Source organism: Streptomyces sp. NPDC043685 (genome assembly GCF_056436585.1).
On record NZ_JBWKCH010000013.1, the window covers coordinates 177,259 to 194,031 of the forward strand.

The following is a 16,773-nucleotide window of genomic DNA, read 5'->3' on the forward strand; positions in this document are numbered from 1 at the left end:
ACTCAAGTATGGCTGTCGGCCGCTGTGTTGAACCCGGCCTCCAGAGCGAGGACGCGGCGTTCCACAGGGACGGCGCCCAGGATCCGGCGGCCCACCACAGCTCCGGCGAAGTGGCCCGCACCTGACCTCGTACGCGGTGCGCGTCAGAGCTCCTGGGCGGGCCAGTCCAGCAACCGTGCTCCGATCACCGCGGTCTGCTGCGGTCTCCGAAGCGTGTGATGAGGGCGCGTTCCACCTGGCGGGGTACGGGATCGCCCTCCTCGTAGGCGGTGGGGCCCTCGGCGGCCCCGAGGACGACCACATCACCCGGGCCGTCTCCGCCCTCGGTCTCCTGGCCGACGGATCGCAGCCGTCGAGTCGGCGGTCAACCGGGCGAGCGACCCGCGACACCTGGCGATGAACCCCAAGGCCCGGCACGCCGCACGGCCGGCACCGGGCGGTGGCGGGGGCTGAGATGCCGTGGCCCTCCGCTCCCGGCCGAACTGGAAACCGGCATCCGCGGAGGTGCTCCCCCCCGTCACGGTCACCAGACCGACGGCGCACCCGCCAATGGTCAACAGCCCGACGGGAGGGCGTCGCGGGGAGCGCACCAAACGCGGGCCCAGCCAGCCGACCCACGTCCCCGCGAAGACCGCGATCGTCGAGGTGACGTCGCCGTTCTCGCCGGCGACGGGCAGAGCGGGGTCAGCCAGTCGCCGGTGACAACAGACATGGACCGGTGGCAAGCGCCCCGGCCCGTCCTCCCGTCGGCTTGCCGCCCTGCATATGCTCATGCAGAATCCTCAGCTACTGAATAGGCGAGGGGGAGCACGTCATGAGCGTGACCGACAGCCCTGCCGCGCGGTTGCAGGCGCTCTTCGAGGGTCACCGGCTGACGCCGACCCAGCGGCGCATCGCGCACAGCATGGTGCGGCGCGCCGCCGACGTGCCGTTCCTTTCGAGTGTGGAGCTCGCCGAGCTGGCCGGGGTCAGCCAGCCGTCCGTGACCCGCTTCGCCGTCGCCCTCGGCTTCGACGGTTACCCCGCCCTGCGGCGGCACCTGCGGGAGGTCGCCCCGGCCGAACCCGCCCCGGGGACCGTCGCCCGCAACGAGTACCAGCAGGCCGTCGAGGCGGAGATCGAGAACCTCCGGCACCTGGCGCAGGCACTGGCCGACACCGGCCCCGTGCGGCGCGCGGGACGTCTTCTCGCCGGTTCCCGCCCGCTCCTGGTCCTCGGACTGCGCGCCGCGGCGGCCCAAGCGCACGGCTTCGCCTACTTCGCCGCCAAGGTCCACCCCGATGTGCGGCTGCTCGGCGAGGGCGGCACGATGCTCCAGGACCGCGTCGACGCCGCCGTCCGGGCCGGTGCCACCGCGCTGCTCTGTTTCGCGCTGCCCCGGCACCCCCGCGAGGTCGTCGACGCCCTCGCCTACGCCAAGGAGGCCGGGCTGACCGTCGTCACGGTCGCCGACTCCGCCTTCGCACCCGTCGCCAAGGTGTCCGACCTGCTGCTGCCCGCCGCCGTCGGCACCGGCCTCGCCTTCGACACGGCCTGTGCGCCGATGCTGCTCGGGCGGGTGCTGCTGGAGGCCATGTGCGACGACCTCCCCCAGGCCCAGTCCCGGCTGGAGGAGTTCGACACGAAGGCGGCGGCGCGGGGCCTGTTCGTCGACTGACGGCACACGCGGTGTCCGCCGCACGCGTCTTCTCAGACTCGTCTCACGATCCGTCGCTACCGTACGGCTCCACGAGGCTTCGGAGACCGGACGGAGGCTGGACATGACACGTGGAGGACAGGGACTGGCCCGGGTGGCCGTCGTCGTACGGGCGGGGGCGGCCCCGCTGTGGTGGCTGGGCGTGCTCGCGGCGGGCATCGGCCTGCTCGCGCCGGGCCTGACCGGACGCCGTATCGGTGTCCTGGCCGGAGCGGCCCTCTTCGTCCTGGCGGCCGCCGCCGTGGCCTGGAGCCGCCGCAAGCGCTACGCGGCCCTGGCGGCCTCCGCGTCCCGGGCGGGCAGGCACGACGTGCTCCAGGACCGCGCGGTCACCGTACGCAACTGGCGTCGCTCACAGCGCTGGTGGCTCCTCCTCGCCTTCCTCGCCGCCCTGGGCAGCGCCTTCGCCGTCCCGGCGGCCGGGGGCATGCTCCTGGCCGGCTGCGGTGTGGGCCTGTGGCTCAAGTCGGCCTGGCTGGGCCGCCGGGAGCGGGACGGCGAGGCATTGCTGTGGGTCCGCGTGGACTGGCTGCGCGGAGCGGGCCACCCGGCCGGCAGCCAGGTGCGGACGTACCGCAGCACGGGCATCGCGGCGGGCGACGCGGCCCCCGGGGGTGCCCGCAGGAGGACACCGGCGCTGGTGTGACGCGGCGGGGGCACCGGTCGCGGGGCGCGCACTGTGACGCCGGGGGCGCATGGCGTGGGCGTGGGCGTGCGCTGAATCGCGGTGCGGCTCGGCCAGGTGGGCGCGGGCTGGATTGTGGTGCGGCTTCGGCGGGTTGGCGCGGGGCGGTGTCCCTGGGGTGGCTCCGGGGAGTTGGTGTGGGGCTGTGTCGCTGTGCGGCTCCGGGGCGTTGGTGCGGGGTTGTGTCACCCGATGCGCGCATGGCCGGGGTGCTGGCGCGGTGCGGTTCCGCCGCGTTGGTGCGGAGTCGTGTCGCCCTAGTGGCTGTGCGGCATGGCCGGGCCGCCGACACGGTGCGGGGGCGTGCCCGGCCGCGTTGTACTCGCGTCCCGCCGTGAGGCGCCTCCCCGCCCCCTGCGCACCGCCCGTACCCGGCGACTACTCCGGTCCGAACCGTGCTCGTGTCAACGCGTCCGCCTGGGCACCGCCGGACTCGGCGACCACCTCCCGCACGGTCTGCGGCCGTCGCACCACCGCGAAGCGGCCCTGTGGTCCGAAGCCGTAGATTCCCGGCCGGACCAGTGAGTTGTACCCGTAGTGGTGCGCGAAGTAGTACGCCCCGGTGTCCAGCGCCGCCGCGTAGTCCCCCTGCTCCAGCAGCGGCAGGGACCGCGCCTCCGCCAGCAGGTCCCCCGCGAAACAGGCCGGTCCCGCCACGTCCTGCACCACCACCGGCCCCTGTTTCGGCCGCCCCTTCGCGTCGTACGCGGAGATCCGCAACGGCCAGCTCCCCGGCGCGTAGACCGTCCGCGTGGCCACCTGGACACCGGCGTGTGTCACCGCCACCGCCCGGCCGCCGGAGGTCTTCGCGTACTCGACGCGCGCCACCACCGTCCCGTGCTTCGCCAGCAGTGACCGCCCGAACTCGGTGACCAGGCCGTACCGCCCGTCGAACAGCCCCGGCACCTCCTCGGCCAGCAGCCGTGCGTACTGCGCGTGGGTCGGGGTCGTCGCGTCCGAGGCGAAGTTCACCGGCAGGCCGCCGCCGATGTCGAGTGTGCCGACCTGCCGCCGCCCGGCCCGCCGGTTGATCTCCTCGGCCAGCGCGTACGTCTCTTCCACCCCCCGCACCATCAGGTCCGTCGGGATGCCCTGGGACCCGGTGTGCGTGTGCAGCCGGGTCAGCCACGGCCGGTCGAGATACGCCTGGACGACCCACTCCCGGGCTCCCTCGTCGCGCAGGGCCACCCCGAACTTGGAGGTGGCCGTCGCCGTGGACAGCGCCTCGATGGAACCACCGCCGACCTGCGGGTTCACCCGGATTCCGAGCGGGGAGCGGCTCACCGCCCGGTCGGGCAGGGCGTCGATGCGGGCCAGCTCCTGCGGATTGTCGGCGTTGACGGCGATGCCCAGGGACAGGGCCTCGCGCAGCTCGGCCGGTGTCTTCGCGGGGGAGTCGAGCACCGTCGCCTCGGGCGGCACGCCCGCCGCCCGCGCCAGGGCCAGCTCACCCGGGCTCGCGACCTCCGCGCCGATGCCCTCCTGGCGCAGCAGCCGCAGCACCGGCACCAGCGGGGTCGCCTTGACCGCGAAGGCGTGCAGGACCTCGGTGCCCGGGGCCGTCACCGCCTCGAACGCCGAGCGCAGCCGTGCCGCCGACTCCCGGATGCCGATGACGTCCAGCAGCCCGACGATGGGGTCGTCGGGCCCGAGCAGCCCCTGCTCCACGGCGGCCCGCACCGCCTCGTCCCGCCGGGCCGCCCGCGCGGCCCCGGAGCCGTCCGCTTCTTCCGCCTCGTTGTGTGCGCCCATGCGTCCAGCCAAACATCCACGGCTGCGCCGCGCCGACCCCCGACGTATTGACTAGCTCTATTCATGAGTCCAGGATGTGAATAGAAGTAGCAACATCGTGCCGGGAGCACCCACCAGGAGGCAGACCATGTCAGGACCCCGCCCCGTCCGAGCAGCACGCGGCACGGAACCGAGCGCCCTGGGATGGCAGCAGGAGGCCGCCCTGCGGATGCTGCAGAACAACCTCGACCCGGAGGTCGCCGAGCACCCCGACAAGCTCGTCGTCTACGGCGGCACCGGCAAGGCGGCCCGCGACTGGCGCTCGTTCGACGCGATGGTCCGCACGCTCAAGACCCTGAAGCAGGACGAGACCATGCTGGTCCAGTCCGGCCGCCCGGTCGGCGTCATGCAGACCCACGAGTGGGCCCCGCGCGTCCTCATCGCCAACTCCAACCTGGTCGGCGACTGGGCCAACTGGGAGGAGTTCCGCCGCCTGGAACAGCTCGGCCTGACCATGTACGGGCAGATGACGGCCGGTTCCTGGATCTACATCGGCACCCAGGGCATCCTCCAGGGCACCTACGAGACCTTCGCCGCCGTCGCCGCGAAGAAGTTCGGCGGGTCGCTGGCCGGGACCATCACCCTGACCGCCGGACTCGGCGGCATGGGCGGCGCCCAGCCGCTCGCCGTGACGATGAACGACGGCGTGGCGATCTGCGTCGACTGCGACCCGCGCGCCATCGACCGGCGCATCGAGCACCGCTACCTCGACGTGAAGGCCGACAGCCTGGACCACGCCCTGAAGCTGGCGACCGAGGCCCGCGACGCCCGCCGCCCCCTGTCCATCGGCGTGCTCGGCAACGCGGCCGAACTGGTCCCGCAGCTCCTCGCCATGGGCGCGCCCATCGACATCGTCACCGACCAGACCTCGGCCCACGACCCGCTGGCCTACCTGCCGCTCGGCACCGCCTTCGAGGACATGGCCGACGCCGCCGCCAAGGACCCGGCCGGCTTCACCACCCGCGCCCGCGAGTCCATGGCCCGGCACGTGGAGGCCATGGTCGGCTTCATGGACGCCGGAGCCGAGGTCTTCGACTACGGCAACTCCATCCGCGGTGAGGCGCAGCTCGCCGGGTACGACCGGGCCTTCGCCTTCCCCGGCTTCGTCCCCGCCTACATCCGCCCCCTGTTCTGCGAGGGCAAGGGCCCCTTCCGCTGGGCCGCCCTGTCCGGCGAGGCGTCCGACATCGCCAAGACGGACAAGGCGATCCTCGACCTCTTCCCGGAGAACGAGTCCCTGGCCCGCTGGATCAAGATGGCCGGAGAGCGCGTCCACTTCCAGGGCCTGCCCGCCCGCATCTGCTGGCTCGGCTACGGGGAGCGCGACAAGGCCGGTGAGCGGTTCAACGACATGGTCGCGAGCGGGGAGCTGGCCGCGCCGGTCGTCATCGGCCGCGACCACCTCGACTGCGGCTCCGTCGCCTCGCCCTACCGCGAGACCGAGGCCATGCTCGACGGCTCCGACGCCATCGCCGACTGGCCGCTGCTGAACGCCATGGTGAACGTGGCGTCCGGGGCGTCCTGGGTGTCCCTCCACCACGGCGGCGGCGTGGGCATGGGGCGGTCGATCCACGCCGGGCAGGTGACGGTGGCCGACGGCACGGCACTGGCCGGCGAGAAGATCCGCCGCGTCCTGACCAACGACCCGGGCATGGGCGTCATCCGGCACGTCGACGCCGGCTACGACATCGCCGAGTCCGTCGCCGGCGAGCGCGGGGTGCGGGTCCCGATGCGCGAGGGTGACCAGGCGTGACCTTCCACAGCATGTGGGCGGAGCTGCTGCCGATCGGCCGCAGCTCCGCCTCCGGCGGCTACCGCCGCTTCGCCTGGACCGGCGCCGACCTCGACTGCCGGGCCTGGTTCAAGGAGCAGGCCGAGTCCCGCGGACTGGCCTACGAGACCGACCGCAACGGCAACCAGTGGGCCTGGCTGGGCGACCCGGCCCGGGGCGACGCCGTCGTCACCGGCTCCCACCTCGACTCCGTGCCCGACGGCGGCGCCTTCGACGGGCCCCTGGGAGTCGTCTCCTCCTTCGCGGCGCTCGACGAACTGCGCGGCAGGGGAGCGGAACTCACCAAGCCCCTCGGCATCGTCAACTTCGGCGACGAGGAGGGCGCCCGGTTCGGGCTCGCCTGCGTCGGCTCCCGGCTCACCGCCGGGCACCTCACCGTCGACGACGCCCACAGGCTGACCGACGGGGACGGAACCACCCTGCCCCGGGCCATGGAGGCCGCCGGCTACGACCCCGAGGCGATCGGGCCCGACCCCGAACGGCTCGCCCGCATCGGCGCCTTCGTCGAACTGCACGTCGAACAGGGCCGGGCCCTGGACCTGTCCGGCGACCGGGTCGGCATCGCCAGCGCCATCTGGCCGCACGGCAGGTGGCGGTTCGACTTCGCCGGCGAGGCCAACCACGCCGGCACCACCCGGCTCAGCGACCGGCGCGACCCGATGCTGCCCTACGCCGAGACCGTCCTCGCCGCCCGCCGCGAGGCCGAACTCGCCGGAGCCGTCGCCACCTTCGGCAAGATCGCCGTGGAGCCGAACGGCGTCAACGCCATCCCCTCCCTCGTGCGCGGCTGGCTCGACTCCCGCGCCGAGGACCAGGCGAGGCTGGACACCGTCGTCGCCGGCATCGAGAAGGCCGCCGCGGAGTACGCCGCCGCCCACGGTGTCGACCTCGCCGTGGTCCGCGAGTCGTTCACCCCCGTGGTCGAGTTCGACCACGCCCTGCGCGACGAACTCGCCCGCATCCTGGTCAAGGACACCGAGCTGACGGTCCCCGTCCTCGGCACCGGCGCCGGACACGACGCCGGGATCCTGTCCGCGAGCATCCCGACCGCCATGCTGTTCGTGCGCAACCCCACCGGCGTCTCCCACTCCCCGGCCGAGTTCGCGGCCGAGGACGACTGCGCCGCCGGTGTGCTCGCACTCGCCGACGTACTGGAAGGACTGGCCCGCACGTGACACAGACGTACTGGCTGGAGCACGCCTGGCTCGGCTCGCACGTCGAGTCGGGCGTCGCCCTGGACGTCCACGACGGCCGCATCACCGCCGTCCGCCCGGACACCCCCGCCCCGCTCCCGGGCGCCGAGGTGCTGCGCGGGCTCACCCTCCCCGGCCTGGCCAACGCCCACAGCCACGCCTTCCACCGGGCCCTGCGCGGCACCGTCCAGGTCGGCTCCGGCACCTTCTGGACCTGGCGCGAGGTCATGTACGCCACGGCCGCCCGGCTCACCCCGGACAGCTACCACGCCCTGGCCCGGGCCGTGTACGCCGAGATGGCCCTGGCCGGCATCACGGCCGTCGGCGAGTTCCACTACGTCCACCACGCCCCCGGCGGCACCCCCTACGCCGACCCCAACGCCATGGGCGAGGCCCTCATCGCGGCCGCCGCCGAAGCCGGCATCCGCATCACCCTCCTCGACACCGCCTACCTCTCCTCCGGCTTCGGGCAGCCGCCCACCACCCACCAGCTCCGCTTCTCCGACGGGGACGCCGAGGCCTGGGCGGCACGCTCTTCACTTCTCAAGGAACGGGATCACGCACGGATCGGCGCGGCGATCCACTCCGTACGGGCCGTGCCCGCCGAGCAGTTGGAGACCGTCGCGCGGTGGGCCGGGGAGCGGCGGGCCCCGCTCCATGTGCACCTGTCCGAGCAGACCGCCGAGAACGAGGCGTGCCGGGAGGCCCACGGCTGCACCCCGACCCAGCTCCTCGCGCTGCACGGCGTCCTCGGACCGCGCACCACCGGCGTCCACAACACCCACCTCACCGCCGAGGACATCTCCCTCATCGGCGGCAGCGGCACCGGCACCTGCATGTGCCCAACCACCGAGCGGGACCTCGCGGACGGCATCGGGCCGGCCGTCGCCCTCCAGAACGAAGGCTCACCGCTCTCCCTCGGCTCCGACAGCCACGCCGTGATCGACCTGCTCGAAGAGGCGCGGGCCATGGAGCTGAACGAGCGGCTGCGCACCCGCACCCGAGGTCACTGGACGGCGGCGGCTCTCCTGCGGGCGGCCTCGGCCGACGGCCACGCCGCCCTCGGCTGGGAGGAGGCGGGCGCCCTGGAGGCCGGCGCGCTCGCCGACTTCACCACGCTCGCGCTCGACTCGGTCAGGACGGCAGGGCCGCTTCCGCGGCTCGGGGCCGAGACGGCCGTATTCGCCGCGTCGGCAGCGGACGTGTCGCACACGGTCGTGGCAGGGCGGCACGTCGTACGGGACGGGGTCCACTGCCTCGTACCGGATGTGCCGCGAGCCCTCGCCGACGCCGTAGAAGCCCTGCGGGGATGAGCCCGGGCCGCCCGCCCGCGCGGCCCGCCTCCGCCCCCGAACCCGACCCCACCGCCGACCAGGCCACCGAGGACGCCATGAGCAACGCGACGACCGTCAGCCCCGCCCACTCCGCGAGCACCGCAAGCACGCTCATCACGAACATCGCAAGCCTGGTCACCAACGACCCCTCCCTCGGTGACGGTTCCCCCCTGGGACTGGTCCAGGACGCGGCCGTCGTCATCGAAGGCGACCGCGTCGTGTGGACCGGTGATCAAAGCAAAGCACCCGCCACTGACAATCGGGTCGACGCGGGCGGCCGGGCCGTCCTGCCCGGCTTCGTGGACTCCCACTCCCACCTCGTGTTCGCGGGCGACCGGACGCAGGAGTTCAACGCCCGGATGTCCGGGCGGCCGTACAGCGCGGGCGGCATCCGCACCACCGTCGCGGCGACGCGGGCGGCGAGCGACGGGGAACTAGAGGCCAACGTCACCCGTTACCTCGCCGAAGCCCTCCGCCAGGGCACCACCACCTTCGAGACCAAGTCCGGCTACGGCCTGACCGTCGAGGACGAGGCCCGGGCCCTGCGCATCGCCGCCGCCCACACCGACGAGGTCACCTACCTCGGCGCCCACATCGTCCCGCCCGACTTCGCCGAGGACCCGGCCGGCTATGTCGCCCTGGTCACCGGCGAGATGCTCGACGCCTGCGCCCCGCACGCCCGCTGGATCGACGTCTTCTGCGAGAAGGGCGCCTTCGACGGCGACCAGGCCCGCGCGATCCTCACCGCCGGCAAGGCCAGAGGCCTGCACCCCCGCATCCACGCCAACCAGCTCTCCTACGGCCCCGGCGTGCAGCTCGCCGTCGAACTCGACGCGGCCAGCGCCGACCACTGCACCCACCTGACGGACGGAGACGTGGACGCGTTGGCGAACAGCCGCACGGTCGCCACCCTCCTGCCCGGCGCCGAGTTCTCCACCCGCGCCGAGTGGCCGGATGCCCGCCGTCTCCTCGACGCGGGTGTCACCGTGGCCCTGTCCACCGACTGCAACCCGGGCTCGTCCTTCACCTCCTCCGTCCCGTTCTGCGTCGCGCTCGCCGTACGGGACATGGGCATGACTCCGGACGAGGCCGTCTGGTCGGCCACCGCGGGCGGTGCGGAGGCCCTGCGGCGCACCGACGTCGGCCGCCTCACCCCGGGCGCGTACGCCGACCTGACGCTCCTCGACGCCCCGAGCCACGTGCACCTGGCCTACCGGCCGGGCGTGCCGCTGGTCAGCGGTGTGTGGCGGCGCGGTGAGCGGGTGCTCTGACCAACGAAGGCACCCGATCTCACGGCACCGGCGACACTGGAGAACTGCAACATGCTGTCGCGCGGTCAGAGAGATCCGATGCACATGAGCACCACCCGCCAGTGGCTCCGGCTGAGCTTCCCCCTGGTCGTCAACGTCCTGCTGGGGATTCCGGCCGTGGTGCCCGCGTTCATGCTGTGGTACTTCGCGGCGAACTGGCCCCTTGCCTCACTGGGCTGGACCGACCGCGAGCCCACCGAGAACGACGGTGTGCTCCCCTGGGTGATGGTCGCGACACCGATCTTCGTCCTGTTCGGCCTCGTCTGGTGGCTGGCCAACCGCCCGTTCCGCCGCAGGACCGCGCTGTCACCCGGCAGGTACTGGCTGCTGAGCGCGGCGGCCACCGCACTGCCCACGCTCACTCTCATCGTCATCAGCCTGGGACGGCACTGAAAACGTGTCCGACGACGCGCAGCGGATCGACTGGAGAAGGGCAGCGGGCGGGCTGAGCTCCCGTACGGCACGCGCTCAGGGGGCGGACGTTCGGTCCGCCCCCTGAGGAAAGCTTCATCCATCGAGGATCACTCCTCGACGGTCAGCCCCTTGCGCAGCCGCACCAGCGTCCGCGACAGCAGACGCGAGACGTGCATCTGCGAGATGCCGAGTTCCTCGCCGATCTCCGACTGGGTCATGCCCGCGACGAACCGCAGGGACAGGATCTTCCGGTCGCGCGGCGGGAGTTCGGCGATCAGCGGCTTCAACGACTCGACGTACTCGATGCCTTCGAGCCCGTGGTCCTCGTAGCCGATGCGGTCCGCGAGCGCGCCCTCGGAGTCGTCCTCCTCCGGCTGGGCGTCCAGCGAGGAGGCGGTGTAGGCGTTCGAGGCGGCCATGCCCTCGACGACCTCGTCGTTGGAGAGGCCGAGCCGCTCGGCCAGCTCGGCCACCGTGGGGGCGCGGTCGAGCTTCTGGGCCAGTTCGTCACCGGCCTTGGCCAGGTCGAGCCGTAGCTCCTGGAGCCGTCGCGGTACGCGCACGGACCACGAGGTGTCGCGGAAGAAGCGCTTGATCTCGCCGACGATGGTCGGCATCGCGAACGTGGGGAACTCCACACCGCGGGACAGCTCGAAGCGGTCGATCGCCTTGATCAGGCCGATGGTGCCGACCTGGATGATGTCCTCCATCGGTTCACTGCGGGAGCGGAACCGGGAGGCGGCGAACTTGACCAGCGCGAGGTTCAGTTCGACGAGCGTGTTGCGGACGTACGAGTACTCGTGGGTCCCTTCCTCCAGCGTCTCCAGACGCTCGAAGAGGGTCTTCGACAGGGCCCGCGCATCGACCGCGCCGACGTTCTCGTACGGGGGGATGTCCGGAAGTCCGGCGAGAAGGCCGCCCGATGTGACGGGCATCTCGTCCTGCTCGATGGGATTCAAGTGTTCCGGAGGGGGTGTCGACGTCGCTTTCTGGGTACGCGATGCGTCGAGCCGGGGTGACATGATGTCCTCCATCGTTCTCGGCATATGGCTGCCGGAGCCGTAAGGTGCACTGCGGTGTGCGGCGCCTCCAAAGCCGGCCGTGTCGGGTACGTGTCCTTACTAGGCCTACCCGCTATCCCGAGCCCACCGCAAGTGCGTTCTGTGGGCATATGTCCGTTTGTGTGTAGATGTTCGGGTGTCGGACCATGCTGGGAAGGCGTAGTGTTCGAGGGCGTCAGTAACCAGCCTCGACGTCGGGAGAGAGAGACGGCATGGACCGCGGGACGGTCGGCAGCGCACAGTCTGGCCGGCTTCTGGTGGAGGTGCGGGAAGAGGGCTCCAACGCCGTCGTGACCCCGGCGGGTGAGTTGGATCACCACACCGCCGAGCTGTTGCGGGAGCCGCTCGAGGACTGCCTCGCCAAAGGATTCAAGCGCCTGGTCATCGATTGCGCACGCCTGGAGTTCTGTGACTCCACGGGCCTCAACGTGCTCCTCGGTGCTCGGCTGAAGGCGGAGGCCGCCGGTGGCGGCGTCTCCCTCGCCGGCATGCAGCCGGTGGTGGCCCGCGTGTTCGAGATCACGGGTGCGGACGCGGTCTTCAGCGTCCACGACTCGCTCGAGGCGGCCCTGTCCGACGAGTCGGGCTGACCGGCGGTGTGTCGGTGCGCGGTGCCTCGGACATCCCCCTGTGACCGGTGTCCCAGTCGTGTCACGCCTTTCGTGCGCAATACATGGGTGTTCCCCCGGTCCGCCCGGGCAGGAGACATCCTGAACGTGTCGGTCACCAAAGTGGCGGGGGCGCCGCGAAACCGATGTGCTGCGCGTTGCGTGACTGACTCTGTAGTGAACTTTCTGAATCATGAACTGGTGAATCGGTGAGGTGAAGCGCTGATGAGCACCACCCGGCCTTACCCGCCGGGCGACCGCGGGCCGGAGCCCAGCGGCGCTTCCGGGGCGTCCGAGGGTGGCGTGGCGGCGACCGGTGCGTCCGGTGAGGGCGTGGGCACGCCGTCCGGGGCGGCGCCGTCGGGGGGCCGGCAGGTGCGCCGGCTGAGCTTCGACGGGGAGAGCGGCGTGGTGCCGCTGGCCCGCGACTTCACCCGCCAGGCGCTGTACGCGTGGGGCTGGCTGCCGGCCGCCTCCGCGGACCAGCGGGCCGCCGCCGAGGATGTGCTTCTGGTCGTCTCCGAGCTGGTCACCAATGCCTGCCTGCACGCCGAGGGGCCGGACCAGCTGCGGATCACCTGCGACAACAAGGTGATCCGGGTCGAGGTCGCCGACCGCGGCACCGGCCAGCCCGCACCCCGCACCCCGCACCGCGCGGGTCGCCCGGGCGGCCACGGCATGTTCATCGTCCAGCGCCTGTGCCTGGACTGGGGCGTCGTCCGCACGCCGGGGGTCTCGGGCAAGACGGTATGGGCGGAGCTGGGCGCACCGGCCTGACCTGCGGCGCACCGGCCTGACCTCTCCAGGGCGAAGGGCTGGCGTCGGCCGGCCTGTGGGGTGCCGGGGTGACCTGTGGCGCACCGGCACGACTGGCTGGGCGTCGGCCGGCCTGCGGGCGTATTGATCGACCTGCGGCGTACCCGGGCGACCCGCGGTGTGCCTGACCTGCGGTGTGCCTGACCTGCGGCGGGTCGACTCACCAGCGGGGTGCTGACGTGACGCGTGAGCTGGGAGGCCCGCGCCCCTCCTGGCGCACCCGTGCCCGATCCGCGGGGCCTACGCCCGCCCCTGGGCCCGCGCCCGACCTACTCCACCGCGCCCGACCTGCCACCCCCGCTCCCGATCACCGGGCGCCCCCGCCCCAGCCCGGGCGTCCCCGCCCGGGCCAGCCGCACCGCACCGACCGAGGCCGCCTCCGTCCGGTTCCGGCCCCTTCCCGCCCTCTCCGGCGTGCCCGTCGGAGCTGCACGGACGGGCCTGCACGGTCCTGTGCGGTGCTGTCTGATCCTGTTTCAGTCTGTCCGTTTCGCCGCTCCGGCAGGCGCCCCGAGTGCGTCCGAACGGGTGAGGGCGGTGCCTGGATCCGGTGTGCCCCGTGTCTTCCTTCCTCGACGTGTCGGGCGTACCTTGACGGCCCTGTCTGATGCACCGTCAGGAAAAGGAAGGGGAGCGGCACCGTGTCGTACCGGAAACGAACCGCCGCGCTCGCGTCCGCCGCGGCCCTGGCCGGCTCGGTGGTGTGGATGGCCGCCCCCGTCGCCCGGGCCGAGGTCGTCGACGTCAACTACCAGTGCAAGACCCCGATCGGCGACAAGAGTGCCGTCTCGCCCATCGACATCAAGGGCGTCGAGAGCGGCGGCGGCTACCGGATCACCATGTCCTGGCAGAAGGGCGTCTCCTCCAGCCCGGTCGAACTGGGCAAAGGCGCGATGACACCGAGCGCCACCATCGCCCTGGGCGGCGCCGACGGCGGCACCCTGTCGGTGACCGGCCCCGCCAACGACGCCGCGATACCGGCCAACACACCGATCAAGATCAGCGACCTGAGCGGCACCTACACACCGAAGAAGAGCGGCGAGGTCACCTTCACGGCGGGCGTGCTCACCATCAAGGCGCTCGGCACGACCACCACGTGCACCCCGAGGAACGACCCGGGCCCGTCCCTCACCCTCGACGTCCGAGCCTCGGGCGGCGACGGCACCACCGGCTCCGCCCAGGGCTCGGGATCCGCCTCCGACTCAGGGTCCGGTTCCGCCTCCGACACCGGTGGCGGGCTGGCACAGACCGGCCCGGAGGACTCCGCCGTCGCCCTCGGCACCCTCGGCGGCACGGTTCTGCTCGCCGGCGCGGCGGGGGCCCTGTGGCTGACACGACGTCACCAGGGCGCTCGGGCCGGTCGTTGACGACGCCCGGGCCTGTGCACCGCCGAGCGCACGACCCCTGGAGCCGCCGATGCCGCACACCGTCCGCCTTCCGTACGGGGCACTGCCGGTCCTGCTGGCGCTGCTGCTCGTCCTCGCGGGCGCCGGGCCCGTCAGGGCGGGGGACCGGCCCGCCGTCGAACTGTCCAGCTCCCAGGCGGGGACCGGGGGTTCGATCACCGTCAGCGGCACCGGCTGGCGGCCCCGCGCCCTGCTGACGCTACTGGTGTGCGGGCAGGCCGAGCCGAAGCGGGGCGTGACCGGTGGCACCAACTCCTGCGCCAACACCGACGGCCGGGCCGTCACCACCGGCGCGGACGGACGCTTCCGCCGCGAACTGCCCGTCGTGGAGCCACCGGTACCGTGCCCCTGCGTGGTGCACGTGGCGACCGTGACGGGAGCCGGAGCCGAGGCGGACGCGGCCCTCCGGGTCGCCGGGCACGCCGTCGAGCCGCTGCCCGCCGACGCGGCCGGCGGGCGGCTGTCCCTGCTCGCCGACACCCGGCTGCGCGGCTCCGGTGGCCTGCTCACCTGGTTCGGCGCCCCGCCCTCGCGGACCCTGGTGGTCACCGTCGGCAACGTCGGCACGTCCCCCGTGAAGAACCCGGTCTTCCAGGTCGGTACCTCACACGGCGTGTTCGCCCCCGAGTGGCAGGACCAGCGCTGGCGCGGCTCGATCCGGCCCGGTGGGAAGGCCCGCATCGAGCTGCCCATGGAGCTCGGCGCCGGGGCGCACGGCGACTACACGGTGTCGCTGAAGTACGGCGGCAAGGTGCTCGCCGAACACCCCTGGGGCGTGGGCCGCCCCTGGGGCGTGACCCTGTTCTGGGCCCTCGTCCTGCTGGTCGTGCCCGCGGCCCTGTTCCGCGCGGCCCTGGCCGTGATCGACCGCGCGCGGCCACGCCGCCCCGGCCACGCGGCACAGCCGGCACGCCGGCTGCGGCTGCCCGTCACGCGCCGGGCACCGGCGGCCCGGCCCTGGTTCGCCCCGGACGCCGACCGGCCGGGGCCGCGGAGGTCATGAAGAAGGGCCGCCGCACCCGGGGGTGCGACGGCCCTGCTCAGGATCCGGGGGCCGGCGTCAGCGGACGTCGCCCATCATGGCCTTGACCTTCTTGCGGTACATGTACACCGCGAGGCCGGCGACCACGGCGAGCGCCGCCTCCAGCGCCACGAAGCCGGTCTTGTCGAGGTTGACCCCGCCGACGGCAGGGTTGGACAGCAGCGCGGTGACGGAGTCGCCCGCGGTGACCGCCAGGAACCAGACGCCCATCATCTGGGAGGCGTACTTCGCCGGCGCCATCTTCGTCGTCACGGACAGACCCACCGGCGACAGCGTGAGCTCACCCACGGTCTGCACGAAGTAGATCGCGACCAGCCACATCGCCGCGGCCTTGTGACCGCCCTCGGCGATCGACAGCGGGGCGAGGAAGAGGAAGAAGGACGCACCCACCAGCACCAGGCCGGAGGCGAACTTCACGATGGTGCTCGGCTCCTTGCCGCGGCGGTTCAGCCACAGCCACAGCCAGGCGAAGACCGGCGCCAGCGCCATGATCATGACCGGGTTGACCGACTGGTACCAGGAGACCGGGAACTCCCAGCCGAAGACGGTGTTGTCGGCCTTGTCGCTGGCGAAGAGCGACAGGGTCGAGCCGCCCTGGTCGTAGATCATCCAGAACACGGCGGCGGCGACGAAGAACCAGATGTACGCCGACACCTTGGAACGCTCGCCGGCGTCCAGGTCCTTGTCGCGCATGATGCGGGAGATGACGAGGATCGGCACGAGCAGGCCGAGCAGCGTCAGCGGGATCAGCGCCCAGTTGAGGGTGAAGTGGCCGGTGCCGCCCACGAGGCCGTAGAAGACCACGGCGACGGCCAGCCAGATCAGGCCCTTGCGCAGGGTCGACGCCTTCTCGGCGGGCGTCAGCGGGGTGGGGACCTCACTGCTCTTCGCGTTCAGGTGGCGGCTGCCCAGCAGGAACTGGACGAGGCCCAGCGCCATGCCGAGCGCGGCGAGCGCGAAGCCCAGGTGCCAGTTGACGTTCTCACCGACGGTGCCGATGACCAGCGGCGCGATGAAGGCGCCGAGGTTGATGCCGATGTAGAAGACCGTGAAGCCACCGTCGCGGCGCGGGTCCTCCGGGCCGTCGTAGAGGTGGCCGACCATCGTGGAGATGTTGGCCTTCAGCAGACCGGAACCGATGGCGACGAGGCCGAGGCCGACGAAGAAGCTCGCGGCTGCGGGCAGTGCCAGGCACAGGTGGCCGAGCATGATGACCACGCCCGCGACGGCGACCGTCTTGCGGGGGCCGAGCACCCGGTCGGCGAACCAGCCGCCGGGCAGGGTGAGCAGGTACACGAGCGACAGGTACACGGCGTAGATCGCCGTCGCGGTGCCCGCGCTCAGGTGCAGGCCACCAGGGGCCACCAGGTACAGCGGGAGCAGGGCCCTCATGCCGTAGTAGGAGAAACGCTCCCACATCTCGGTCATGAACAAAGTGGCCAGTCCGCGGGGGTGGCCGAAGAAGGTCTTCTCGGCACCGGGGGTGCCCGGTCGGGCCGAGTCCTTCGTCAGGCTGGACGCCATGGTCGTTCCTTGCTGGTCGGGACGCGCCCCGCGACAGCGGTGGTGCGCCCGGTGGGGGCTGCCGGCACCGGTGGGTACGGCCGTCCGCCCGACGCCTACGG

14 protein-coding genes are annotated in these 16,773 nt (G+C 72.5%); 11 read left to right on the plus strand and 3 right to left on the minus strand.

Going from position 1 to position 16,773, the window contains the following annotated elements:
- Positions 1 to 814 precede the first annotated feature (814 nt).
- Complete coding sequence (locus AC0665_RS34825) at positions 815 to 1,657, plus strand: MurR/RpiR family transcriptional regulator (protein ID WP_468414282.1); 843 nt, start codon at positions 815 to 817, stop codon at positions 1,655 to 1,657.
- 103 nt (positions 1,658 to 1,760) lie between these two features.
- Positions 1,761 to 2,342: a hypothetical protein gene (locus tag AC0665_RS34830; RefSeq protein WP_478609783.1), complete on the plus strand. Its 582-nt coding sequence runs from the start codon at positions 1,761 to 1,763 to the stop codon at positions 2,340 to 2,342.
- Positions 2,343 to 2,759: 417 nt separating this feature from the next.
- Here AC0665_RS34830 and AC0665_RS34835 read toward each other — a convergent pair whose 3' ends face one another.
- Positions 2,760 to 4,133 carry a type III PLP-dependent enzyme domain-containing protein gene (locus AC0665_RS34835; protein WP_478706544.1) on the minus strand — a complete coding sequence of 458 codons (1,374 nt, stop codon included), beginning with the start codon at positions 4,131 to 4,133 and terminating at the stop codon, positions 2,760 to 2,762.
- A 127-nt stretch (positions 4,134 to 4,260) separates the two neighbouring features.
- Here AC0665_RS34835 and hutU point away from each other — a divergent pair, with 127 nt between their 5' ends.
- From hutU to AC0665_RS34860, 5 genes are all read left to right on the plus strand, one after another.
- Entirely contained in the window at positions 4,261 to 5,925 is a 1,665-nt protein-coding gene (hutU, locus tag AC0665_RS34840; RefSeq protein ID WP_468636637.1) for a urocanate hydratase, read from the plus strand.
- Positions 5,922 to 7,139, plus strand: a complete 1,218-nt coding sequence (locus AC0665_RS34845; RefSeq protein ID WP_478706545.1) for an allantoate amidohydrolase — start codon at positions 5,922 to 5,924, stop codon at positions 7,137 to 7,139. Before hutU ends, AC0665_RS34845 begins: the two co-directional genes overlap by 4 nt.
- Entirely contained in the window at positions 7,136 to 8,470 is a 1,335-nt protein-coding gene (locus AC0665_RS34850) for a formimidoylglutamate deiminase (protein ID WP_478706546.1), read from the plus strand. The genes AC0665_RS34845 and AC0665_RS34850 overlap by 4 nt, the downstream gene beginning before the upstream one ends.
- On the plus strand, positions 8,467 to 9,762 hold the full coding sequence (hutI, locus tag AC0665_RS34855) for an imidazolonepropionase (protein WP_478609794.1): 1,296 nt from the start codon (positions 8,467 to 8,469) through the stop codon (positions 9,760 to 9,762). Before AC0665_RS34850 ends, hutI begins: the two co-directional genes overlap by 4 nt.
- 84 nt (positions 9,763 to 9,846) lie before the next feature.
- Positions 9,847 to 10,194: a hypothetical protein gene (locus tag AC0665_RS34860; protein ID WP_478609796.1), complete on the plus strand. Its 348-nt coding sequence runs from the start codon at positions 9,847 to 9,849 to the stop codon at positions 10,192 to 10,194.
- 128 nt (positions 10,195 to 10,322) lie between these two features.
- Here AC0665_RS34860 and AC0665_RS34865 read toward each other — a convergent pair whose 3' ends face one another.
- The gene (locus tag AC0665_RS34865; RefSeq protein WP_468414266.1) at positions 10,323 to 11,249 is read right to left on the minus strand and encodes an RNA polymerase sigma factor SigF; all 927 of its coding nucleotides are present in this window, start codon (positions 11,247 to 11,249) and stop codon (positions 10,323 to 10,325) included.
- 239 nt (positions 11,250 to 11,488) lie between these two features.
- Here AC0665_RS34865 and AC0665_RS34870 point away from each other — a divergent pair, with 239 nt between their 5' ends.
- The 4 genes from AC0665_RS34870 (at position 11,489) to AC0665_RS34885 (ending at position 15,109) form a co-directional block, all read left to right on the plus strand.
- Entirely contained in the window at positions 11,489 to 11,866 is a 378-nt protein-coding gene (locus AC0665_RS34870; RefSeq protein WP_478609799.1) for an STAS domain-containing protein, read from the plus strand.
- A gap of 243 nt (positions 11,867 to 12,109) precedes the next feature.
- The gene (locus AC0665_RS34875; protein ID WP_366050203.1) at positions 12,110 to 12,661 is read left to right on the plus strand and encodes an ATP-binding protein; all 552 of its coding nucleotides are present in this window, start codon (positions 12,110 to 12,112) and stop codon (positions 12,659 to 12,661) included.
- A 680-nt stretch (positions 12,662 to 13,341) separates the two neighbouring features.
- Positions 13,342 to 14,067 carry an LPXTG cell wall anchor domain-containing protein gene (locus tag AC0665_RS34880; RefSeq protein ID WP_478706547.1) on the plus strand — a complete coding sequence of 242 codons (726 nt, stop codon included), beginning with the start codon at positions 13,342 to 13,344 and terminating at the stop codon, positions 14,065 to 14,067.
- Positions 14,068 to 14,116: 49 nt separating this feature from the next.
- A complete protein-coding gene (locus AC0665_RS34885) occupies positions 14,117 to 15,109 on the plus strand; it encodes a hypothetical protein (protein ID WP_478706548.1) in 993 nt (330 codons plus the stop codon).
- A gap of 57 nt (positions 15,110 to 15,166) precedes the next feature.
- Here the strand turns inward: AC0665_RS34885 and AC0665_RS34890 are convergent, their stop codons facing one another.
- Positions 15,167 to 16,672, minus strand: coding sequence for a peptide MFS transporter (locus tag AC0665_RS34890; protein ID WP_468636652.1), 1,506 nt, complete (start codon positions 16,670 to 16,672; stop codon positions 15,167 to 15,169).
- Between the last annotated feature and the right edge of the window lie 101 nt (positions 16,673 to 16,773).

Excerpts from the sequence above, each read along its gene's own strand:
- AC0665_RS34825 (WP_468414282.1), top strand. The coding sequence starts at position 815 with ATGAGCGTGACCGACAGCCCTGCCGCGCGGTTGCAGGCGCTCTTCGAG.
- AC0665_RS34830 (WP_478609783.1), top strand. The coding sequence starts at position 1,761 with ATGACACGTGGAGGACAGGGACTGGCCCGGGTGGCCGTCGTCGTACGG.
- AC0665_RS34835 (WP_478706544.1), bottom strand. The coding sequence starts at position 4,133 with ATGGGCGCACACAACGAGGCGGAAGAAGCGGACGGCTCCGGGGCCGCG.
- hutU (WP_468636637.1), top strand. The coding sequence starts at position 4,261 with ATGTCAGGACCCCGCCCCGTCCGAGCAGCACGCGGCACGGAACCGAGC.
- hutI (WP_478609794.1), top strand. The coding sequence starts at position 8,467 with ATGAGCCCGGGCCGCCCGCCCGCGCGGCCCGCCTCCGCCCCCGAACCC.
- AC0665_RS34860 (WP_478609796.1), top strand. The coding sequence starts at position 9,847 with ATGAGCACCACCCGCCAGTGGCTCCGGCTGAGCTTCCCCCTGGTCGTC.
- AC0665_RS34865 (WP_468414266.1), bottom strand. The coding sequence starts at position 11,249 with ATGGAGGACATCATGTCACCCCGGCTCGACGCATCGCGTACCCAGAAA.
- AC0665_RS34870 (WP_478609799.1), top strand. The coding sequence starts at position 11,489 with ATGGACCGCGGGACGGTCGGCAGCGCACAGTCTGGCCGGCTTCTGGTG.
- AC0665_RS34875 (WP_366050203.1), top strand. The coding sequence starts at position 12,110 with ATGAGCACCACCCGGCCTTACCCGCCGGGCGACCGCGGGCCGGAGCCC.
- AC0665_RS34885 (WP_478706548.1), top strand. The coding sequence starts at position 14,117 with ATGCCGCACACCGTCCGCCTTCCGTACGGGGCACTGCCGGTCCTGCTG.
- AC0665_RS34890 (WP_468636652.1), bottom strand. The coding sequence starts at position 16,672 with ATGGCGTCCAGCCTGACGAAGGACTCGGCCCGACCGGGCACCCCCGGT.